The following is a 20,349-nucleotide window of genomic DNA, read 5'->3' as shown; positions in this document are numbered from 1 at the left end:
GAGTTCCCACATGGTTGCGGACAGCGACAGCAACATCGCCTGGCACCGGGTTCAGTTGAAGAGAAACCGCGCCGAGTTGAAGGCGCTGGAGACCGCGCGCTTCACGATGGGCGAGATCGCGTCCTCCAAGCGCAACGGCCAGACCCAGAAGACGATCGGGGACCTCAAGCGCAAGATCGCGCAGTCCGAGCGCATCATCGCAGAGCATGACAAGCGCACGCGCAGGCCGCTCGGCACTGATCTGCAAAGCCTCAGCAATGGCAGCTGGAGCCATTGGGATGCCTATACGACGCAACAGCAGCGCAAGACCGGGCCACGCTCGCCGGGGCGGGGATAGCGAAAAGCCGGTTCCGGCCCTTGCGCCATTGGCCTCGCTCACCATCTGGTTGAGGCGCCACCAACCAATTCGGTGATCCCATGGCACCGCGCCTCGATTTCACCAGCGAGGCCTTCTTTCGCGATCCGCCCACGGCCATCGCCGCGCTGCGCGCGCAAGGCCCCGTGGTCGCGACCCGCTTTCCTCTTGTTGGCGACGTCTGGATCACCACCACCCACGATGCCACCGCGCAGGTGCTGAAGGACAGCGCCATCTTCACACTGCGCAAGGAAGACGGCGAGGTGGCAGGCCTGCGCTGGTGGATGCCAGGGCTGGTCAGGACGATCGCCAACAACATGCTGACGATGGACGAGCCGGACCATACACGGCTGCGCAGCATTGTGGACGAAGCCTTTCGCCGCCGCGCCATCGTGGCGATGGAGCCACGCATCCGCGCCATTGCGGATGGTCTGGCCGATGAGCTGTTTGCGAACGGCAGCCCGGCCGATCTGGTTGAGCGCTATGCGCGTATCCTGCCGCTGTCGGTGATCTCCGAGCTGCTCGGCCTGCCAATGGCCGATCGCCCGCGCTTCATCGCCTGGGCCAATGCGATGTCCTCACTGACGAACGTCGTCAGTTTCTTTCGCCTGCTGTTCGCGTTCCGCAAGATGCGTGGCTACCTCGAAGGGCAGTTGCAGATCGCGCGCGAGCGGGGCGGCGAGGGCCTGATTGCCGAGCTGGTCCAGGTCGAACGCGAGGGAGGCGAGATCACGCCGGACGAAATGGTCTCGATGGTGTTCCTGCTGCTGGCGGCGGGCTCGGAGACCACCACGCATCTGATCAGCGGCTCGGTCTACGAGCTGCTCAGAAATCCGGGATTGCGAGACTGGATGGAACAGGACTGGAGTCGCGCCGGGCTCGCCGTCGAAGAGTTTCTGCGCTTCGTCTCGCCGGTGCAGTTTTCTAAGCCGCGCTACGTGCGGCGGGATGTCGATCTCGAAGGCGTGCGCGTGAAGAAGGGCGATCGCGTCATGGTGATGCTCGCCGCCGCGAATATGGATCCGGCGGTTCACGAGCAGCCGGAGCGCCTCGATCTCGAACGCAAGCCCAACCGCCATATCTCCTTCGGCACCGGAATCCATTTCTGCCTGGGGCATCAGCTGGCGCGGATCGAGGGCGCCTGCGCGCTTCAGGCGCTGTTCACCCGCTGGCCGCGGCTCGGTCTCGCAGTCGATCCGTCGCAGATCCATTGGCGCAAGCGGCCGGGCCTTCGCGCGATTGCAAAACTGCCGGTCATCGCGTCGGATGGTCACCCCGTCGATTTGCGCGACGCGGCGAGATCGCGCTCCCAGCCGAACACCGAGCGGCCGTCGAGATCCGGCGAGACTTCACGCTCACCGGCGATGTAGGCTTCGACCGATGGTCCGCTTGCGGTGCGCTCAAGCCGCCGTGCCTGATCGTCGAGGCGCTTGATCGCCTGCATCTCTTCCTCGCGTCCGAGTTTTGCGCTCTGGATTGCGCCCTTCAGCACGCGGATGGTCTCGTCATAGACCTTGATCGGAACGGGGTAGGGATGCCGGTCCTTGCCGCCATGGGCGAGCGAGAAGCGCGCAGGGTCCTTGAAGCGATAGGGCGCGCCGTGCACGACCTCGGCGACCATCGCCAGCGATCGCACGGTGCGCGCGCCGACACCCGGCGTCAGCAACAGCTCAGGGAAATCAACTGGTCCGCGTTCGGCTGCTGCGGCGAGCGTACCGTGCAAGCGGCGTGCGAACACATCTTTCGGCCTGACGTCGTGATGGGCGGGCATGATCAGATGCGGCAGCAGCGCTTGTGCAGGCTCGGGCGCAGTGCCCGAGAGCCGCTCGAATTCGGTGAGGATGCGATCGGGGCCGAGATCGTTGAGCAGCTCGAGCTGTGCGTTGCGCGAGGTTTCGGCGCGATGGTCGGTGAGATTGACGATTTCGCCCTGCTGCGGCCCGTCAATGGCGCTGTGGGGCGCGTCGACAAAACTCTTTAACGCTTCCGAATGCCAGTGATAGCGGCGGGCCTGGCGCTTGTCGCCGTTCATGCCCTGCTGCACCACCGTCCATTTGCCGTCAGCGGTGACGAAGAAGCCGTGCAGATAGAGATCAAAGCCATCCTGCACGGCGGCACTGTCAACCTTGGCCACGAGGCGGCTGGCGCGCGTGAGCTTTACGCCGTCGAAGCCGACGCGATTGCCGAGCTGCAACAGCTCGTCCGGCGTCTTGCGCGAATGCTGGCCGCGGCCGCCGCAGACATAGATGCCGAGCTCGTCCTGGAGCGGGCCAAGCCCTCGCTTCAGCGCGCCGATCACCGACGTCGTGATGCCTGAGGAATGCCAGTCCATCCCCATCACGGCGCCGAACGACTGGAACCAGAACGGGTGCGAGAGCCGCTGCATGAACGCATCGCGGCCATAATGCAGCACAATCGCCTGCGTGACGATGGCGCCCAACGACGCCATGCGGCTCGCAAGCCACGGCGGAACCCGTCCAGTGTGCAAGGGAAGATCGGCGCTGCCGGTTCGGCGAGTCATGATAGCCAACAAAATAGCGCAATTTGGCGACGGTTGCACCAGAGGGATGCTGCATTGCACTGAGCGTGGGAGCGAAGCCGCGGGGAGAGCGTTGGGTCGCCAACGCAATTGCGGGGACATGAATGAATCGCCAAGCCGTCATGACCGACATCGACAGGATGTTCGGGTGGGTACCGTCATGGTTTATCGGTCTCGGCCTGGTCGCCGGGGCGATGCTGATCGCGCTCTCGTTCTATCGGCTCGCGGCCTGGCTGCTCAACCGCACCTTCGGAACCCGGCTTCCGCTGCTCAGCGTGTTCATCGAACGCACGTCCGGCCCGGCGCAGCTCGCGCTGTGCCTTGCGGCCGTCGCGCTGGTTCTGCCGCTCGCGCCGTTGGACGATGCGTTCCGCACGCCGTTGACGCGCCTGTTCATCGTCGCCTTCATCGCGCTGATCGGCTGGATCTCGATCCGGATCGTCGACATGAGCGCGGCGCGCTATTTGCAGAATTTTCGCGACGTCACCGAAAACTTCGTCGCGCGAAAGCACGTGACGCAAGTGCGCGTGTTCAAGCGCGTGACCGACATCATCATCGTGATCATCACGGTGTCGACGGCGCTGATGACGTTCGACTCGGTCAGGCAATACGGCGTCAGCCTGTTCGCCTCGGCTGGCGCCGCCGGTATCATCGTCGGTCTGGCGGCGCGGCCGCTGCTCAGCAATCTGATCGCGGGCCTGCAGATCGCCATCACCCAGCCGATCCGCATCGAGGATGCCGTGATCATCGAGAACGAGTGGGGCTGGGTTGAGGACATCGCGGCGACGTATGTCGTGATCCGACTGTGGGACTGGCGCCGCATGGTGGTGCCGCTGTCCTATTTCATCGAAAAGCCGTTCCAGAACTGGACACGCGACACGGCCTCCCTGATCGGTGTCATCGCGCTCCATGTCGACTATCGCGCCGACGTGCCGCGTATCCGGCAATGGCTGAAGGGTGTGGTGAAGGACTCCAAGCTTTGGGACGGCGCAGTGGTCAATCTCCAGGTGATCGACGCGGACCATCGTACCATCGAACTGCGCGCGCTGGTTAGCGCGAGGAATGCGCCGCAATCCTGGGATCTGCGCTGCGAGGTCAGGGAGAAGCTGATCGCCTTCATCCGCGACGAGATGCCGGAGGCCCTGCCGCGCGAGCGTGCCATCCTGATCCCGTCGGGAGGAGGCGGTGATGTCGAATTCCTGCAGCACGCGACGGCGTCGGAGAAGATGCGGGCGAGCGCGCGCAACTAAGAGGGGATCCTCATTGCGCGCGGATGTCAGCGGCCTTCAGCACCGGCTCCCATTTGGTAGCCTCGGCGTGCATGTAGGCGTCAAAATCCTTGGCTGACGAGCCCACCGGAGTAGCGCCGATCTTGCTCAGCGTGGAGATCACGCTCGGGTCCTGGAGCACAGCCTTCAGATCGGCCTCGAGCTTTGCAACGATCTCGGGCGGCATTTTTGCAGGTCCCAGCATGCCCCACCAGACCGAGACGTCATAACCTGATACGCCTGATTCAGCGACTGTCGGCACATTGGGCAGTGCCTTGGAGCGCTCGGCCGAAGTCACCGCGAGCGCGCGTACGGGGCCGCCGTCGAGCTGGCCGATCGCCTCAGCGAGTGGATTGATGCTGAGCGGAATCTCGCCTGATATCACGGCGGTCAGCGCCGGCGCGCCGCCCTTGTAGGGGATCGCGACGATCCTGGTGCCGGACATGTGTTTCAGCAGCTCGCCGGCGAGATGTGCCGAGGTGCCGTTGCCGGACATGCCGTAGGAGAGCTTGTCCGGTTCTTTCTTCGCGGCGGCGAGGAGATCGCCGAGGGTTTTGTAGGGGCTGTCCTTGGCCACGACGATCGCGAGCGGTGACGAGGCGACTTCGGTGATCGCGGTAAAGTCCTTGAACGTGTCGTAGGGCACGCTCGGATAGATGAACTGGTTGAGCGGATGGCCGCTGGCGACCAGGATCAGCGTGTAGCCGTCGGGCGCGGCCTGCGTCAGCGCCTGCGAGGCGACGATGCCGCCGGCGCCGGGGCGGTTGTCGATCACGGGCTGCTGGCCCCAGTTTTTCGCGAGAGCCTGGCCGAGCGTGCGGGCGAGCACGTCGACGGCCCCGCCTGCCGCGTAGGGCACGAGGATATGGACCGGCTTGCTCGGATAGAGGTCGGCGGCACGCGCGGCGCCGCAAGCGAGCAGCAGACCGGCGCCGAGCATCAGGCGGCCGATCGTCGTATTCAACCCCAGCATATTTCAGCACTCCCTGAGAGCATTCGTGCCCGCGGAGCTCTTCGAGGCGCTCCGGGCGTTGCTCGTGGTTTTTGTTGACGAGACCTGATCTTTTGTACGATAGTACAAATCAGATGGCACGCAAGCCCACCAGCAAGGAAACGACCCGCAAGCCGAATATGCGCGAGGCGATCCTCGCCGCGGCCGAGGAGCTGTTCGCCACCAACGGCTTCAACGCCGTCTCGGTGCGCGATATCGCGCATGCGGCCGGGGCCAATCCCGGCAGCGTCACCTATCATTTCAAGACCAAGGACGGCCTGCTGCTGGAGATCTACCGGCGGCATTGCGGCCCGATGAACCTGCGCCGCTCCGAGCTGCTCGCCGCCGCCAAGCGCGTGCGCGATCTCCAGGACCGGCTGGAAGCGATCGTGCGGGCCTATGTGGTGCCGGCCTTTACCTCGGGTAGCGATCTCGCCGGCGGTGGGGCGCGCTTCACGCGTCTGCGCGCGGTGATGTCGGCCGAGGGCAACGAGGTCGCGCGAAAAATCATCGCGCAGACGTTTGACGACACCAGTCACGCCTTCATCGACGCGATCCACGAAAGCCTGCCGCACATTCCGCGCACCGACATCGTCTGGCGCAGCCACTTCCTGCTCGGCGCGCTCTATTACTCGCTGGTGACGCCGGACCGTGTCTCGCGCCTGTCGCGTGGCGAGGCCGATGGCAGCGATGCCGCCAGCGCCATCGAGCAATTGGTGCAGGCCACTGTCGCGGCGTTCCAGGCGCCCGCACTGGATCAGGCCGCGCCCGCAAGGCGACGGACTGTCGCAAGCAGCAAGACTTGAAAGAAACCGCCAGAGGGTGAGGCGCGTCACAGCGCATTCGCTCGCAAGCGGACAAGTAACGGGGTGTTTGAGGAAATGAACAGGCGAGAGTGCTTGCATCTCTTGACCGGGCTGGCCGGAGCCGCGCTCGGGAGCGAAGCGCGTGCGGAAGAGCCGAAGGCGATTCCGACGATCGCGCCGCCGGATCCCAATCCCAAGACACCGTCGTTCAAGCTGCCGCCGAAATCATGCGACAGCCACACGCATATCTTCGGGCCCGCGTCCCGCTATCCCTTCTCGGAAAAGCGCCCCTACAATACGGCCGACGCGCCGCTGGAGATGTTCCGCAGCGTGCACGAGAAGATCGGCGTCGAGCGCTGCGTGATCGTGAACGCGACCGTGCATGGTACCGACAACCGCGTTGTCACCAATGCCATCGCGCAGAGCGAGGGCGCCTACAAGGGCATCGCCAATGTCAGCGACGAGATGACCGAGAAGGAGCTTGCCGCGCTCGACAAGGCCGGCATCTGCGGCTGTCGCTTCGCCTTCCTCAAGCGCCTCGGCGGCGTCGGCGACATGACCAAGTTCCAGCGTATCGTGCATCGCGTTGCCGAACTGGGCTGGCACATCGATGTCTATTTCGAGCCCGGCACGATTGCCGAATTTGCGCCGATCCTGACTGCGCTGCCGACGCCCTACGTGATCGATCACATGGGGACCGTTCAAGCCGCGAAGGGTCTCGGCGATCCCGGTTTTACCGCGCTGCTCGAACTCCAGAGGAGGGACGAGAAGTGCTGGGTCAAGATCACCGGTCTCGAGCGCGCCTCCGCGGGCGGTAAGCCGTTCCATGATGCCGTGCCGTTCGCGAAGGCGCTGATCGACAACGCGCCGGAGCGCGTCATCTGGGGTACCGACTGGCCGCATCCCAACGTCAAGGTCATGCCCAATGACGGCGAGATCGTCGATCTGATTCCACTCTTCGCCCCGGACAAGGCCACCCAGCAGAAACTGCTGGTCGACAATCCCGCGCGGCTGTTCAAATTCAGCTGATGAAGATGACGTACACGCCCACCATTCCGCCGCCGGATCCCAACACGCGCACGCCAAAATTCAAGCTGCCGAAGCTATCCTGCGATGCGCATTGCCACATCTTCGGCCCCGGCGCGAAATACCCTTACGCGCCCGACCGATCCTACACGCCGCCGGATGCGCCGCTGGAAGATTTCAAGATCCTGCACGCCAAGCTCGGCGTGGAGCGCGCAATCATCGTCAATGCCAGCGTCCACGGCACCGACAACACGGTCGCACTCGACGCGATCGCGCAAAGCAACGGCGCCTACCGCGCCGTCGCCAATATCGACGATACCATCACCGAGCGTGGCTTGCGCGTGCTGCACGAAGGCGGCTTCCGCGGCTGCCGTTTCAATTTCGTCCGCCATCTCGGCGGTGTGCCCGACAAGCGCGTGTTCGACCGCATCGTCGCGATGGTGACGCCGCTCGGCTGGCACATCGATCTGCATTTCGACGCGATCGACCTGCCTGACTATGCCGACATGCTGACAAGGCTGCCGGTGAGCTACACCATCGACCATATGGGCCGGGCGAAGGCCTCCGAGGGGCTCGACCAGCTTCCGTTCAAGATCCTGATCGAGCTGATGCAGCGCGATGAAAAATGCTGGGTCAAGATCTGCGGCTCGGAGCGGGTGTCCTCGGCTGGCCCGCCCTTCACTGACGCCGTGCCGTTCGCGCGAAAGATCGTCGAAACCGCGCCGGACCGGGTCATTTGGGGCACCGACTGGCCGCATCCCAACGTCAAGGTGATGCCGAATGACGGCGACCTCGTCGACCTGATTCCGCTGTTCGCGCCCGAGCCGGAGTTCCAGCAGAAGATCCTCGTCGACAATCCCGCGCGTCTGTTCGAGTTCGACCGATGACCGCGATGGCGATCGACAAGCCGCGCCGGCGCGCCTGGTGGAAGGAGCTCTGGATCCAGGTGCTCATCGCCATGGCGGCCGGCATCGCACTCGGGATCGTCAACCCCGAGGCGGGCGCCAAGATGCAGCCGCTCGGCGACGCCTTCATCAAGGCGATCCGGATGCTGATCGCGCCGATCATCTTCTGCACCGTGGTGCATGGCATCGCCCACATGGCCGACATGGCGCGGGTCGGGCGCGTCGCGGTCAAGGCCATCATCTATTTCGAGATCATGACCACGATCGCGCTGATCATCGGTCTGATCGCGGTGAACGTGCTCAAGCCCGGCGCCGGCATGAACATCGATCCCGCCAGCATCAATGCCAGCGCGATCGAGCCTTACGTCAAGCAGACCGCCGTGATCGGCTTCGTTCCGTTCCTGATGAACATCGTGCCCGCGACCTTCATCGGCGCTTTTGCCGAGGGCAACATTCTCCAGGTCCTCTTCATCTCCGTGCTGTGCGGCTTTGCGCTGGTGCAGCTCGGCGAGCGCGCCGCGCCGCTGGTCCATCTGATCGACATCGCCGCCAAGATGGTGTTCGCCGTCGTTGGTTTCGTGATGTGGGCGGCGCCGATCGGGGCGTTCGGCGCGATTGCCTTCACCGTCGGCAAGTTCGGCGTGGGATCGCTGGCCTCGCTCGGCAAGCTGCTCGGCGGCTTCTATCTCACTTGCGTGATCTTCATCATCGTAGCGCTCGGCCCGGTCGCGCGGCTCTGCGGCTTCTCGCTGCTCAAGCTGATCCGCTACATCTGGGAAGAGCTGCTGATCTGCATCGCCACGACATCGTCCGAGACGGTGCTGCCACGGATGCTGACGAAGCTGGAGAAGGCGGGCTGCGAGCAGAGCGTCGTCGGGCTGGTGATCCCGACCGGCTATTCCTTCAATCTGGACGGTACATGCCTCTATCTCGCTGCCGCCTCGGTGTTCCTGGCGCAGGCGACCAATACGCCGCTCGGGCTCGCTGAGCAGATCGAGCTGCTGCTGATCCTGCTGGTGACGTCAAAGGGCGCGGCAGGGATCGCAGGGGCCGCCTTTGTCGTGCTGGCGGCGACACTGTCGGCCACCGGCACGATTCCGGTGACGAGCGTCGCGCTGGTGCTCGGCATCCATCGCCTGATGTCGCAGGGGCTGACGCCGACCAATCTGATCGGGAACGCGGTTGCGACCATTGCGATTGCCAAATGGGAAGGCGCGCTCGACGGCGAGCGCCTGAAGCGCGTGCTCGACGGTGAGGAACCTGCGGCCGTCGCCGCCTGATGAACCTGCTGCCGGCATGACGCGAGCAGCCTATGATGTTGATGAACGAAAGAGGAGAGTTCTCCCATGAAAACAGGTCTCGTGATCACCGCCCATCCTGGCGATTTCGTCTGGCGCGCCGGCGGCGCCATCGCTCTGCATGCGAAGAAGGGCTATCGCATGAAGATCGTCTGCATGTCCTTTGGCGAGCGCGGCGAGAGCCAGTTTGCCTGGAAGGAAAAGGGCGCGACGCTGGAATCGGTCAAGGCTGGCCGCAAGGACGAGGCGGAGCGGGCGGCCAGACTGCTGGGTGCCGAGATCGAGTTCTTCGATTGTGGCGATTATCCGCTCAAGCTCACCGAGGCGCATTTCGACCGCATGGTCGACATCTACCGCGAGCTCAATCCGAGCTTCGTGCTGACGCACGCGCTGGAAGATCCCTATAATTTCGACCATCCGAACGCAGCGCATTTCGCGCAGGAGACCCGCGTGGTCGCGCAGGCCATGGGCCACAAGCCCGGCGCGCAGTACAAATACTCTGCGCCGCCCGTTTTCCTGTTTGAGCCGCACCAGCCCGAGCAGTGCAATTACAAGCCGGATCTGCTGCTCAAGATCGACGAGGTCTGGAAAGAGAAGTACGAGGCTTTCCAGATTCTCGCCGCGCAAAAGCATCTCTGGGGCTATTACGAGCGCGTCGCGCTCAACCGCGGCATCCAGGGTAGCCGCAACACCGGTGTGCCCATGACCTATGGTGAGGCCTATCAGCGCCTGTTCCCGACGGTCGCGGAGGAGTTGGCATGAAGCGGGTCTTCATTCGCAATAGTGTCTGACCTGAAGGGAGTGGCGCGGATGGATCGTCTCAAGCTGAAAGCCGTGCTCGGCAGTCACCCTCATGTCAAGGCGGTGAAGAGTGGCGAGCTCCGCTCCGACCTGTTCGAGCTCGACTTCATCGAGTACACGCCGACCAACACGGCATTCAAGCCGATGGTGCGTGAGCAGGCCTTTGACGTCTGCGAAATGGCGATCGTGACCTATCTGATGGCGAAGGCCCACGGCAAGCCGCTGGTGCTGCTGCCGGCGACCATGCTCGGCCGTTTCCAGCATGCCTATGCGCTCTACAATCCGGCGCACGGGACGCTCGGGCCCGGCGATCTCGAAGGCAAGCGTGTCGGCATCCGCTCGTTCACGACGACGACCGGGGCCTGGATCAGAGGTATCCTTGCCAACGATTACGGCGTCAATCTCGACAAGATCCGCTGGGTCACCTTCGAGGATCCGCACGTCGCCGAATATGTCGACACCACCGAGCGTGCGCCAAAGGACAAGAAGGTGTTGCAGATGCTGCTCGATGGCGAGGTCGATGCCGTGCTCGGCGAGACCTCTGATAATCCCAGGCTAAAGCCGCTATTTCCCGATCCGGCGGCGGAGGCGGCCAAATGGTATGCGCGCCGCGGCGTCGTGCCGGTCAATCATCTCGTGGTCGTGACCGAAAGCCTTGCGGGATCGCGTCCCGATGTGGTCATGGGTGTCTATGATCTGCTCAAGCGGAACAAGGAACAGACGGGGCCGGCGGCGACGCCCGACCTCTTGCCCTTCGGGATCGAGGCGAACAGGAAACCGTTGGAGCTGATCGTCGACTACGCATTCCAGCAGGCGCTGATCCCGCGCCGCTATGCGGTCGAGGAGTTGTTCGACGCGACGACACGAGGACTGAACTGATGGCGGATCCGAAACGCTGGCAGATCGGGCTGGTTGGCTATGGCGAGGTTGGCCGTATCCTGGCCGAGGATCTGCGCCAGCAGGACATCAAGGTCGTAGCTTACGACATCAAGCTCGAAGGCGAGCAGGGCGCTGCATTGAAGGAGCACGCTGCGAAATTCGGCGTGATGCTTGCGGCTTCTCATGCGGAACTGACCGCGAAATCCGACTTCATCATCTCGGCCGTCACCGCCAGTCAGGCCGTGCCGGTCGCAAAAGCCTGCGCTGATGCTATCAACCAGGGCACCTGGTTTCTCGATTTCAATTCGGCCTCTCCAGGCGCCAAACAGCGTGCGGCAGCGCTGATCGATGGCGCTGCCGGACGTTATGTCGAGGGCGCGGTGATGACCTCGGTGCCGCCTTATCGGATCAAGGTGCCGCTGCTGCTTGGTGGCCCCGGCGCAAGAGAGCTGGAGCCGCTACTGAACGCGATCGGCTTCGCGGCGAAAGTCGCGAGCGACAAGCTCGGCGTATCCTCGGCCGTCAAGATGTGCCGCAGCATCATGATCAAGGGCCTGGAGGCCATGGTGATCGAAAGTTTCACCACGGCACGTGCCTATGGCGTCGAGGATGCGGTGCTGGCTTCACTCACGGAAACCTTTCCCGCGATCAACTGGGAGAAGCAGGGCGCCTATTTCTTCCAGCGCGTGATCGAGCACGGCCGTCGCCGTGCCGAAGAGGTGCGCGAGGTCGCCGAGACGGTGCGTGAGGCCGGGCTGACGCCTTGGTCTGCGCAAGGCACGGCCGAGCGTCAGGCCTGGGTCGCAGATCTCGCAGATGAGGGTCTGTTCGGCTCGAAGGGGACGAAGGAATTCGCTCGCAGCGCCGATTGGCGCATTGAGGCGGATCGCATTCTGGCGAAGATCAAGCGTTAGCGCTGAGGAACCGCTCAGCTCAGGACGCCGCTGGCGTGGTGCAGGCCCGATATTTCATCGCGGGCGAGTTCGATCAAGTCGATCAGGCGATTGGCTTCGCGGACGACGTCCTTGGTGCGCGAGCTCTTGAACTCGGTCAGGATCATGCGAATGCATTTGTCGGCTGTATCGAGCGTGCGCAGCCCGCGGGCCATGTCGTCCTGCGAGCGGATCGTGGCGATGTCGAGCCCCGACAACACTTCGCCGATGCCACTCAATCGCTTGACGGCCGTCTCGGCGGGCGTCTTGGCCCGGATGGATTGATAATCAATGCTGCTGAATGCGCTGAACGTATCCATAACTTCCCCAGAGAACGCAGATGGTCAGTGCGCATGCCCAATTATGGTTAGGGCCACCTTTCTAGCAACGCGGGGAGCTACGGTCCGGGATTCTACCGGACTCGGATTTCGGGGCGAATTGACGGTGAATCGGGCCAGAAAAGGCTGGTGATCAGCGCTGTTTCCCGACAATCCTACCGTCGCGCGCAACGAGCATACCTGCCTTGTACACAGCGCGGCCTTGTGGCACGGCGACCACGGCCTCCGGAACGTGCTCGGCGTCCAGCGCCACGAAATCGGCCTTGGCGCCGACATGCAGGCCGTAACCTTCAAGCCGGAGCGCCTTGGCACCTGATGTAGTGACGATTTCGAACGCGACGCGCAGTTCCTCATCGACGTTGAAACCCGAGCGATAGCCGAGCGTCGTTGCCCGCCGCAGCATGTCGCCGTCGCCATAGGGCCACCAGGAATCCCTGATGTTGTCGTTGCCGCTGAACACGGTGACGCCGGCGCTGCGTAGCGCCAGGATCGGCGGGAAGGCCCGGGCGCCCGGCGCATTGGTCATGATCGCGACGCCGGAGCGGGCGAGGATGTCGGCGATGCCCTTGAGCTGATCCGCTATGATATCGCCGAGCCCGTAAGCGTGGCTGATGGCGACATGGCCTTCCATACCGAGCGCACGCGTGCGCGCCGCGATCTGCTCGATCTCGAAAGCGCCGAGCGTGCCCATGTCGTGCAGGTGGATGTCGACATCGACGCCGTGCTTCTCGGCGACGCCGAACACGACGTCGAGATGCTTCTCGACATCGCGATCAAAGCTCGCGGGATCGAGCCCGCCGACGAGGTTCGCACCGAGGCCGATGGCCTCGTCGAGCAATTGCGGCGTGCCCGGGCTCGTCAAGATGCCGCTCTGGGGAAAGGCGACGAGCTGGATGTCGATCAAGCTCCTGTATTCCTCGCGTACGCGCAAGATCGTCTCCAGCGACTTCAGGCCGACCGAGCCATCGACCATGACGTGGCTGCGCATCTGCGTGGAGCCGTTGATGATGCAGAGATCGAGCTGGTTGCGCGCCCGCACGTCCATCGGCGCCGCCTCGGCCATGTTCTCGGCCTGGAAGGCCACGCGTTCGTGCACGTTGAAGCCGGCGGTGCACGGCTTGTGCGGCCGCCAGGCGTCGCCATAGAAGCTGGTGTCGAGATGGATGTGGCCCTCGACGAAGCCGGGAACGATCAGGGCATTGCCGAGGTCGACAGTCTCGGCACCGCTTGCGGGGGCGTCCGCCGGCAGCAGTGCGGCGATCAGGCCGTCCTTGACCGCGATGTGGTGCCGCGCCCCGCCGTCGAAGCGTGCGTTCAGGAAGATCTTGTCGAAGGCCATCCGGTTGCTCCCGTCGGGTCGATGTGTCGCGCGGTTCAGGTTCGCGGGTGAAGCAGCGCGGCCGGCGACCGCTCAAACGTCTGTCGCCCGGCCTTGAAGCCCATAAGGATATCCGGCAGCTCCGCAATGGCGAAGCGGCTGTCCTTGATATCGAGCACGACGAGATCGGCGGCGTTGCCGACCGCGATTCCGTAGTCTTTGAGATTCATCAGCCGCGCCGGCAGCTCGGTGACGAGATCGAGGCAGGTGTCGAAATCGCCGACTGAAGCGTGGGCGACATTGGCGTAAAAATTCGCCATCCGCAGCAGCGAAGCATCGCCGAACGGCGTGAAGGGGTTGAGCACATTGTTGGTCGCGACCGAGCAGACGATGCCGTCGCCCGCAAGCTTGTGTGCGAGCGTCAGTCCGCGCGGTGCGTTGTGGGTGGCCTCGCGCCCCATCAGGTAGAGATCGGTTGCGGGCAGCACGGTGACGGCGACGCCGGCGTTCGCAAGCTGGACGGTGGCTGCCTTCAGCCGTTCCGGCGGCAGGGCCGAGAGTTTGGTTGCATGCCCGATCGCGACACGCCCCCCGTAATTGCGTTGCTCGGTCTGCCTGATGACCTCGTCGAGATGTGACCAGGAGGGATCGAGATCGAAGTCGAGATGAAGGTCGACATCGAGATCGAACTCCTGGGCGAGATCGAAGATGCGCGCGAGATGCGCGTTCGGATCGGTGTCGGTATAGGGGCAGCCGCCGATCGCATCGGCGCCGTCGCGCAAAGCCTGAACCAGCAGCTCGTCGCTGCCGGGGTCGTTGGTCAGGCCTTCTTGCGGGAACACGCACAGCTCAAGATCGATCGCCCAGGCGTAGTCGCGCTTGAGCGCCTTGACCGCCTCGAAGCTGCGCAGGCCGATGCGCGGGTCAATCTCGACATGGGTGCGCATCCGCGTCGTGCCGTGCACGACGGCGCGTTCGAGCACCTTGGCGCCGCGCGCATAGACGTCGTCGGTGCTGAAATCCCGCTTCATCGCTGAGACGGCCCGGATGGCATCGCCGAGTGTGCCGTGAATGTGTCCGCAGCGCTCGAGCAGGCAGGCCTTGTCGAGATGAATGTGGGTGTCGACGAATCCGGGCAGCGCCAGCCGTCCCCCGAGATCGACCTCGACGGCTTCGCATGCCAGCCTGGGTGCGATCGCCGTGATGCGTCCGCCCGTCACGCCGATATCGACGGGCGTCGGGGATGATCGCGTCAGGGCGTTGCGGAAGATCAGGTCGAAGGCGGTCTGGGCTGTCATGGAGAGCGTCTGGCTTGATAAAGGCGGCGAGTCCTGGATGGTGGCAATGTAGCGGAGACGAAGGGCCTGCCGCCATATCGAAAGCCGCGATAGCTGGTAGACGCAGGCTGGTCTGGTGGCTGGGGCGTGGCTGGGCTATCAACCGCTCGATTGCGCCCGGCATGGCGGCGCAAGCGATTCTGGGAGCTCTCGATGCGTCTACTCGCCGTTCTCTTGGCCGTCACTTGTCTTGCCGGCGCAGCGTCAGCCGAGGAGCTCTCCGGTACGCTCCAGAAGGTCAAGGAGACCAGGAAGATCGCGTTGGGCTATCAGGAAGCCTCGGTGCCCTTCAGCTATCTCGACGGCAACCAGAAGCCTGTCGGCCTTGCCATGGATATCTGCCTCAGGATCGTGGACGCCGTGAAGAAGCAGCTCGGCATGCCCGACATCGCCGTCGACTACGTCGCCGTGACCTCGTCGAATCGCATCCCGCTGATGGTGAACGGCACGCTCGACCTGCACTGCTCGGCGACCACCAACAATGCGGACCGGCAGAAGCAGGTCGCCTTCACCAACACGCATTTCCTCAGCGCGACGCGATTTGCCGCCAAGAAGGCCGCGAAGATCAACACCATTGACGACCTCAAGGGCAAGGCGGTGACGGCAGTGGCGGGTTCGGTCAATTTGAACCAGCTCGCCAAGGTCAATACCGAGCGCAATCTCGGCATCAAGATCATGCCGGCCGTCGACCAGGCCGAAGCCTTCCTGCTGCTCGAGACCGACCGCGCGCAGGCCTATGCACTCGACGACATTCAGCTCGCGGTCGCCATTGCGCGCTCGAAGGAGCCGGCGCAGTTCATGATCAGCGACGAGACCTTCTCAAAGCCAGAGCCCTACGGGATCATGCTGCGGCGGGAGGATGCTCCGTTCAAGGCGTTGGCCGATCGCGCGACCGCCGATCTTTACGCGAGCCCGGAGATCGAGGTGCTTTACAGGAAGTGGCTGGAATCGCCGACTCCGCCGAACGGCATCAATTACAATGTTCCGATGTCGCCGGCCCTGCGCAGCGCCTTCAAGACCCCGAGCTCGAGCGCCGATCCGGACGTGTACGTCGTAAAGTGAGGCGAGGGCGGCTTCCACCTCTCACCGCCGGAGAGGAACCGCCGTGCCAAAACGTTACATTTGACAAAGGCGGGCGAGGCCAGGGTCGAGGAGACCAACCCACCCGCTGCGGCGCATTCGGGTGAGCCTGCTGAAGGATATCGGCGCGGACGAACTTGCGATAACCTTCGAGACGCTCCAGCGCATCGAGCAGCAAGTCAGCCGCCTGCTTGAGGCGAAGACGTTTCCAGAGGCGAAATAGTCATGCGCGAAAGTGAGCCGTTCCTGGTCCGCCACGCGGATCTGATTTTCGCCTTGAAGACGTTTGCCGCGTCGATGCTGGCGCTCGTCATTGCGCTCGCCATGGACCTGCCGCGGCCCTATTGGGCGATGGCGACCGTTTACATCACCTCGCAGCCGCTCGCCGGCGCCACCAGTTCGAAGGCCTTCTTCCGCGTGATGGGCACGCTGGTCGGCGCGATCATGACGGTGGCGCTGGTGCCGAACCTGATCAACGCGCCGGAGCTCCTGTGCCTCGCGATCGCGCTGTGGGTCGGGTTCTGCCTCTATCTGTCGCTGCTCGACGGCACGCCGCGCAGTTATGTCTTCATGCTGGCCGGTTACACGGTCGCGCTGATCGGCTTCCCCTCGGTGTCCCAGCCCGGAGCGATCTTCGACACCGCGGTGGCGCGGCTGGAGGAGATTTCGCTCGGGATCATTTGCGCGAGCCTGATCTCCACCATCGTGTTCCCCCGCAGCGTCGCACCGGCCGTGGCCCATCGCGTGGACACTTGGCTTTCCGATGCACGCCGGCTGAGCGAGGTTGTCCTGCTGCGCGAAGGCACCAACGAGACGCGCCGCGGCAAGCGCCTCAAGCTCGCGACCGACATCGTCGAGATCGACACGCTTTCCACTCATCTTGCCTATGATCGCCTGACCGACCGCAATGCCGTGACCGGCCTCGGCGAGATCCGGCTGCGGATGTTGACGTTGCTGCCGGTGATTGCCTCGATCGAGGACCGTCTGGCTGCGCTCGGCGAGGAGGCCCTGCGGCGCCAGCCGGAGCTGAAGCGCTTGCTGGAGGATCTTGCGCAATGGATCGCGAGTGACGTCAGCGCGCGGCAGCCGGCCGACCGTCTCCGTGGCGCGATAGCGGAGCAGCAGGCGGGCCTGAACGACGGTGCGTCCTGGGAGCGAATCATCACCACCAGCCTGCTGTCGCGGTTGCGCGATCTGGTCGACCTCTCGCGCGACTGCCGCGCGTTGACCGAGGCCATCGGCGAAGGCCGCAGCATCTCGACGATCGATCTTGCCTTCCATTCCGAAGCCGGCGCAGCGCCGGTGCGCCACAGGGATCGCGGCCTGGCGCTATGGTCGGCGGCAGGTGCTGCGACCGCTATCCTGATCTGCTGCGCGTTCTGGATCGGCACGGGCTGGCCGGACGGCGCCTCGGCTCCGATGATGGCGGCCGTAGCCTGCTCGTTCTTCGCCGCGCAGGATGAGCCGGCGCGATTCATCCGCAGCTTCGGCCTGTGGTCGCTGGTCGCCATCGTCATGGTCGCGATCTATCTGTTCGCGCTGGTGCCCGCGATCTCTCATATCGAGGTTCTCATCGTCGCGCTGGCGCCGACGTTCCTGCTCTACGGATTCCTGATCGGCCGGCCCGCCACGGCGGGCACCGGCATGGCGCTCGCCGCTAACACCGCGACGCTGCTCGCGCTGCAATCGACCTACATCGCGGATTTCGCGTCCTACGCCAATTCCGCCGTCGCGTTCTTCGTCGGCGTCATCATCGCCGAGATCGTGACGCGGATCGCGCGCGGGGTGGGGGCGGAGTGGATCGCCAACCGCCTGGTGCTGTCGAGCTGGACCACGATCGCAGTCGCTGCCGAACGGCGCGGAAAGCGGGATCGTGCCGAGTTTGCCGGGCTCATGCTGCACCGTCTCGGGCTGCTGGTGCAGCGTATCGCGTTCCTGTCGGAGAGCGATCGCCGCGACGCCGATAGTCTCGTGCAGCTCCGCATCGGCATCAACATCATCGATTTGCGCCGCGCGCGCTACGGCCTTGCGGCGTCGACCATCGCCGTCATCGACGACATGCTCGACCAGCTCGCTGTCGCCTGCCGCAATTATGCCGGCGGAGGCATGCCGCGCGAGCTTCTGGTCAGCGTCGACCGGGCGCTAGGTCAGGCGGTGAAGGATCCCAATGACAGCGCGCGCGAAGATGCCCTGATCGGCCTCGTCGGCATCCGCCGCGGCCTGTTCCCGGCCGCGCCGGCCTATCGGCCGCGCGAGGATGCGAGTGTGGCGGCATGAGATATGTGATCGACATCTACGGCGTGCTGGTGCCGGCGCTCTTACTCTGGATCATCATCGCCTATGTGCTGAGTGCGCTGCTGCGCCGGATCATGCAGCGCTTCGACCTTTACCGCTTGGTCTGGCACCGCGCGTTGTTCGATTTCGCAGTCTTCGTCTGCCTGCTCGGCGGCGTCGTCTATCTCTCGGAGTATCTCTCATGAAAGGAAATTTCGCCTGGCTCGGCCGGATTGCCGTGACCATCATCGCTGTGATCGCGGCGATCGGTGTCGGCCGCGAGCTCTGGGGCTACTACATGGAGCAGCCCTGGACACGTGACGGCCGTGTGCGTGCCGACGTGGTGCAGGTCGCACCTGACGTCTCCGGCTTCGTCACCGACGTCCTGGTCAAGGACAACCAGAAGGTCCATCGCGGCGACGTGCTGTTCAGGATCGATCGTGAGCGCTTTGCGCTGGCGCTGCGGCAGGCCGATGCGTCTGTCGCCGGGCATCAGGCGACGCTCGATCAGGCCAATGCCGATCTGAAGCGCTATACCGCGCTGACGACGGACGCAGTATCGCAGCAGAAGCAGGAGCAAGTGCTCGCGACCCAGCTTCAGGCCAAGGCCGCCTTCGATGCCGCGGTCGCCGATCGCGCGGTCGCCCAGCTCAATCTCAATCGCAGCGAGGTGCGGGCATCTGTAAATGGCGTGATCACCAATATGGACCTGCGCCCCGGCGTTTACGTCTCCGCGGGCAGGGGCGTGATGGCGCTCGTCGACAGCGACACGCTGCACGTCGAGGGCTATTTCGAGGAGACGAAGCTTGCGCGCATCCGCGTCGGTGACAGGGTTCAGGTCCGTCTGATGGGCGAGAAGGGTACGCTGTCAGGTCGTGTCGAGAGCATCGCCGCGGGCATCGAGGACCGCGACCGTGCCGAGGGGGCGAGCCTGCTTGCCAACGTCAATCCGACCTTCAGCTGGGTGCGTCTCGCCCAGCGCGTGCCCGTGCGCATCGCGCTGGATCCGGTGCCCGAGGCAATCTCGCTGGTCGCCGGCCGCTCTGCGACGGTCGAGGTGCTGAATCACCCCTAACCGATTTCCAGATAGTCCGGGCCGGGCAGCTCGGGGAATGATGCGGTCGGCAGCGTCTGGTACCAGAACGCGACCGAGGCAACGTCGTCTTGCAGCGGGAGATATTTCGATTCCTTGACGCCGGGCAGCCAGCCGAGGGCCTGGATGGTCACGCGCAAGTCGCTCTGGAAGCGGATCGGATCGGGGATGTGCCAACGGTACAGGCCGAAGCGCTGCTGCGACTTGTAGACGCCGTCGGGCCGGATCACCTGCGGCAGGCCGGCATAGGGCGTGGTGAACTCCACATAGCGGGATTGTCCCTGGCCGGCATGCGCGACATGGGGATCGAAATTGTAGGCGCCGCAGAAATAGTCCTCGGTGCCGGTGCCGCAGATCGTCGGGAATTCGCCGTCGCCGTCGATGAAGAACTTGATCTCGCCTTCGCCCCACCAGCCGTTGTTATTGACGCCCCAGGCCATGTAGGTGCCGACATAGTGACCGCGGCCATCGATGCCGTCGAGGATGGTGTAGACGTCCTTGTAGGGCAGCGGATTGGTGCGGCGGAACTGCGCATGGAAATAGGCGCAGTCCGCGGGCACCTCGGTCAGGGCGTAGTTGATCTGGTAGTAGACGGTCAGCGCCTCTTCGCTGCGGTTCTCCAGCGTGAAGCGGGCGCGCTTGCGGAACGGCATCTCCCAATAGCAGTTGAAGGCCCGTCCCGGATTGACGCAGACCGCGAGCGACGACACCTGCGCAAATTCCTCCCAGCCACAGGCGAAGAAATCGCCCGCCGGGCACTCCACGCTCGGATGCGCCTGGTCGTCCCAGTAGACGCGCAGGATGGAATGGCGCAGCCGTCCGCGTGCCAGCGTCATCCAGATCTGCTGGATCGCGCCCTGACCCTCGATGTCCGCGAGCGTGAAGGTCGCGCCGGGCTCGATCACGACAAAGGGAGACACCTTCCAGCCCTGGCCGAGGTCGCGGGCCTGACGCGCCGCCGGGCCATCGACGGACATGCCGCCCTTGCCCTTTTCGCCGGTGAAATTCTCGGGGCTGATTGACCGCGTCTGCGCATTCGACAGGCGCGACAGATTGCCGAGATGCAGGCCCAACCCGGAAAACGCCATGATGTCCTCGATCAGGAGTTA

General features: G+C 64.2%; 20 protein-coding genes. 14 read left to right on the top strand and 6 right to left on the bottom strand.

Going from position 1 to position 20,349, the window contains the following annotated elements; all coding sequences use genetic code 11:
* Nucleotides 1-10 precede the first annotated feature (10 nt).
* Nucleotides 11-337: a hypothetical protein gene (locus L6637_RS05860; protein WP_237858684.1), complete on the top strand. Its 327-nt coding sequence runs from the start codon at nt 11-13 to the stop codon at nt 335-337.
* Nucleotides 338-417: 80 nt separating this feature from the next.
* Entirely contained in the window at nt 418-1,725 is a 1,308-nt protein-coding gene (locus tag L6637_RS05855) for a cytochrome P450 family protein (RefSeq protein ID WP_237869575.1), read from the top strand.
* Here L6637_RS05855 and L6637_RS05850 read toward each other — a convergent pair.
* The gene (locus L6637_RS05850) at nt 1,626-2,876 is read right to left on the bottom strand and encodes a DUF763 domain-containing protein (protein ID WP_237858679.1); all 1,251 of its coding nucleotides are present in this window, start codon (nt 2,874-2,876) and stop codon (nt 1,626-1,628) included. The genes L6637_RS05855 and L6637_RS05850 overlap by 100 nt on opposite strands.
* A 122-nt stretch (nt 2,877-2,998) precedes the next feature.
* On the opposite strand from L6637_RS05850, the gene L6637_RS05845 reads away from it, so the two are divergent.
* Nucleotides 2,999-4,144, top strand: coding sequence for a mechanosensitive ion channel family protein (locus L6637_RS05845; RefSeq protein ID WP_237858678.1), 1,146 nt, complete (start codon nt 2,999-3,001; stop codon nt 4,142-4,144).
* Nucleotides 4,145-4,154: 10 nt separating this feature from the next.
* On the opposite strand, the gene L6637_RS05840 is transcribed toward L6637_RS05845, so the two are convergent.
* A complete protein-coding gene (locus L6637_RS05840; RefSeq protein WP_237858677.1) occupies nt 4,155-5,135 on the bottom strand; it encodes a tripartite tricarboxylate transporter substrate binding protein in 981 nt (326 codons plus the stop codon).
* A gap of 113 nt (nt 5,136-5,248) precedes the next feature.
* Here L6637_RS05840 and L6637_RS05835 point away from each other — a divergent pair, with 113 nt between their 5' ends.
* The 7 genes from L6637_RS05835 to L6637_RS05805 all read left to right on the top strand — a co-directional run bounded on the left by L6637_RS05835 (nt 5,249) and on the right by L6637_RS05805 (nt 11,782).
* Nucleotides 5,249-5,959, top strand: a complete 711-nt coding sequence (locus L6637_RS05835) for a TetR/AcrR family transcriptional regulator (RefSeq protein ID WP_237858676.1) — start codon at nt 5,249-5,251, stop codon at nt 5,957-5,959.
* A gap of 75 nt (nt 5,960-6,034) precedes the next feature.
* Complete coding sequence (locus L6637_RS05830; protein WP_237858675.1) at nt 6,035-6,988, top strand: amidohydrolase family protein; 954 nt, start codon at nt 6,035-6,037, stop codon at nt 6,986-6,988.
* A complete protein-coding gene (locus L6637_RS05825; RefSeq protein ID WP_237858674.1) occupies nt 6,988-7,872 on the top strand; it encodes an amidohydrolase family protein in 885 nt (294 codons plus the stop codon). The genes L6637_RS05830 and L6637_RS05825 overlap by 1 nt, the downstream gene beginning before the upstream one ends.
* Entirely contained in the window at nt 7,869-9,170 is a 1,302-nt protein-coding gene (gene dctA / locus L6637_RS05820) for a C4-dicarboxylate transporter DctA (RefSeq protein ID WP_237858672.1), read from the top strand. Before L6637_RS05825 ends, dctA begins: the two co-directional genes overlap by 4 nt.
* Before the next feature lie 66 nt (nt 9,171-9,236).
* On the top strand, nt 9,237-9,950 hold the full coding sequence (locus L6637_RS05815) for a PIG-L deacetylase family protein (protein WP_212086993.1): 714 nt from the start codon (nt 9,237-9,239) through the stop codon (nt 9,948-9,950).
* Nucleotides 9,951-9,998: 48 nt separating this feature from the next.
* On the top strand, nt 9,999-10,868 hold the full coding sequence (locus tag L6637_RS05810) for a substrate-binding domain-containing protein (protein ID WP_237858671.1): 870 nt from the start codon (nt 9,999-10,001) through the stop codon (nt 10,866-10,868).
* Entirely contained in the window at nt 10,868-11,782 is a 915-nt protein-coding gene (locus L6637_RS05805; RefSeq protein WP_377802672.1) for a DUF1932 domain-containing protein, read from the top strand. The genes L6637_RS05810 and L6637_RS05805 overlap by 1 nt, the downstream gene beginning before the upstream one ends.
* Before the next feature lie 14 nt (nt 11,783-11,796).
* Here the strand turns inward: L6637_RS05805 and L6637_RS05800 are convergent, their stop codons facing one another.
* The 3 genes from L6637_RS05800 to L6637_RS05790 all read right to left on the bottom strand — a co-directional run bounded on the left by L6637_RS05800 (nt 11,797) and on the right by L6637_RS05790 (nt 14,754).
* Entirely contained in the window at nt 11,797-12,120 is a 324-nt protein-coding gene (locus tag L6637_RS05800) for a hypothetical protein (protein WP_237858670.1), read from the bottom strand.
* Nucleotides 12,121-12,271: 151 nt separating this feature from the next.
* A complete protein-coding gene (locus L6637_RS05795; RefSeq protein WP_237858669.1) occupies nt 12,272-13,477 on the bottom strand; it encodes an amidohydrolase family protein in 1,206 nt (401 codons plus the stop codon).
* Between the two features lie 35 nt (nt 13,478-13,512).
* Nucleotides 13,513-14,754: an amidohydrolase family protein gene (locus tag L6637_RS05790; protein WP_237858668.1), complete on the bottom strand. Its 1,242-nt coding sequence runs from the start codon at nt 14,752-14,754 to the stop codon at nt 13,513-13,515.
* A 192-nt stretch (nt 14,755-14,946) separates the two neighbouring features.
* Here L6637_RS05790 and L6637_RS05785 point away from each other — a divergent pair, with 192 nt between their 5' ends.
* The 4 genes from L6637_RS05785 to L6637_RS05765 all read left to right on the top strand — a co-directional run bounded on the left by L6637_RS05785 (nt 14,947) and on the right by L6637_RS05765 (nt 19,222).
* Nucleotides 14,947-15,855 carry an amino acid ABC transporter substrate-binding protein gene (locus L6637_RS05785; protein WP_237858667.1) on the top strand — a complete coding sequence of 303 codons (909 nt, stop codon included), beginning with the start codon at nt 14,947-14,949 and terminating at the stop codon, nt 15,853-15,855.
* 243 nt (nt 15,856-16,098) lie between these two features.
* On the top strand, nt 16,099-18,150 hold the full coding sequence (locus L6637_RS05775; RefSeq protein ID WP_237869573.1) for an FUSC family protein: 2,052 nt from the start codon (nt 16,099-16,101) through the stop codon (nt 18,148-18,150).
* Complete coding sequence (locus L6637_RS05770; RefSeq protein ID WP_237858660.1) at nt 18,147-18,353, top strand: DUF1656 domain-containing protein; 207 nt, start codon at nt 18,147-18,149, stop codon at nt 18,351-18,353. Before L6637_RS05775 ends, L6637_RS05770 begins: the two co-directional genes overlap by 4 nt.
* Nucleotides 18,350-19,222: an efflux RND transporter periplasmic adaptor subunit gene (locus L6637_RS05765; protein ID WP_237869571.1), complete on the top strand. Its 873-nt coding sequence runs from the start codon at nt 18,350-18,352 to the stop codon at nt 19,220-19,222. The genes L6637_RS05770 and L6637_RS05765 overlap by 4 nt, the downstream gene beginning before the upstream one ends.
* Here the strand turns inward: L6637_RS05765 and L6637_RS05760 are convergent.
* Entirely contained in the window at nt 19,219-20,328 is a 1,110-nt protein-coding gene (locus L6637_RS05760; protein WP_237858656.1) for a glycoside hydrolase family 172 protein, read from the bottom strand. The two genes, L6637_RS05765 and L6637_RS05760, sit on opposite strands and share 4 nt — an antisense overlap.
* Nucleotides 20,329-20,349 lie beyond the last annotated feature (21 nt).

The organism is Bradyrhizobium zhengyangense (assembly GCF_022012435.1).
Taxonomy (GTDB): domain Bacteria; phylum Pseudomonadota; class Alphaproteobacteria; order Rhizobiales; family Xanthobacteraceae; genus Bradyrhizobium; species Bradyrhizobium zhengyangense.
This window is presented reverse-complemented; position numbering and strand designations above follow the sequence as displayed.

Coding starts and splice junctions, on each gene's coding strand:
- L6637_RS05825 (WP_237858674.1), top strand. CDS start 6,988: ATGAAGATGACGTACACGCCCACCATTCCGCCGCCGGATCCCAACACG.
- L6637_RS05835 (WP_237858676.1), top strand. CDS start 5,249: ATGGCACGCAAGCCCACCAGCAAGGAAACGACCCGCAAGCCGAATATG.
- L6637_RS05785 (WP_237858667.1), top strand. CDS start 14,947: ATGCGTCTACTCGCCGTTCTCTTGGCCGTCACTTGTCTTGCCGGCGCA.
- L6637_RS05770 (WP_237858660.1), top strand. CDS start 18,147: ATGAGATATGTGATCGACATCTACGGCGTGCTGGTGCCGGCGCTCTTA.
- L6637_RS05840 (WP_237858677.1), bottom strand. CDS start 5,135: ATGCTGGGGTTGAATACGACGATCGGCCGCCTGATGCTCGGCGCCGGT.
- L6637_RS05775 (WP_237869573.1), top strand. CDS start 16,099: ATGCGCGAAAGTGAGCCGTTCCTGGTCCGCCACGCGGATCTGATTTTC.
- L6637_RS05760 (WP_237858656.1), bottom strand. CDS start 20,328: ATGGCGTTTTCCGGGTTGGGCCTGCATCTCGGCAATCTGTCGCGCCTG.
- L6637_RS05830 (WP_237858675.1), top strand. CDS start 6,035: ATGAACAGGCGAGAGTGCTTGCATCTCTTGACCGGGCTGGCCGGAGCC.
- L6637_RS05795 (WP_237858669.1), bottom strand. CDS start 13,477: ATGGCCTTCGACAAGATCTTCCTGAACGCACGCTTCGACGGCGGGGCG.
- L6637_RS05860 (WP_237858684.1), top strand. CDS start 11: ATGGTTGCGGACAGCGACAGCAACATCGCCTGGCACCGGGTTCAGTTG.
- L6637_RS05845 (WP_237858678.1), top strand. CDS start 2,999: ATGAATCGCCAAGCCGTCATGACCGACATCGACAGGATGTTCGGGTGG.
- L6637_RS05850 (WP_237858679.1), bottom strand. CDS start 2,876: ATGACTCGCCGAACCGGCAGCGCCGATCTTCCCTTGCACACTGGACGG.
- L6637_RS05805 (WP_377802672.1), top strand. CDS start 10,868: ATGGCGGATCCGAAACGCTGGCAGATCGGGCTGGTTGGCTATGGCGAG.
- L6637_RS05765 (WP_237869571.1), top strand. CDS start 18,350: ATGAAAGGAAATTTCGCCTGGCTCGGCCGGATTGCCGTGACCATCATC.
- dctA (WP_237858672.1), top strand. CDS start 7,869: ATGACCGCGATGGCGATCGACAAGCCGCGCCGGCGCGCCTGGTGGAAG.
- L6637_RS05790 (WP_237858668.1), bottom strand. CDS start 14,754: ATGACAGCCCAGACCGCCTTCGACCTGATCTTCCGCAACGCCCTGACG.
- L6637_RS05810 (WP_237858671.1), top strand. CDS start 9,999: ATGGATCGTCTCAAGCTGAAAGCCGTGCTCGGCAGTCACCCTCATGTC.
- L6637_RS05855 (WP_237869575.1), top strand. CDS start 418: ATGGCACCGCGCCTCGATTTCACCAGCGAGGCCTTCTTTCGCGATCCG.
- L6637_RS05800 (WP_237858670.1), bottom strand. CDS start 12,120: ATGGATACGTTCAGCGCATTCAGCAGCATTGATTATCAATCCATCCGG.
- L6637_RS05815 (WP_212086993.1), top strand. CDS start 9,237: ATGAAAACAGGTCTCGTGATCACCGCCCATCCTGGCGATTTCGTCTGG.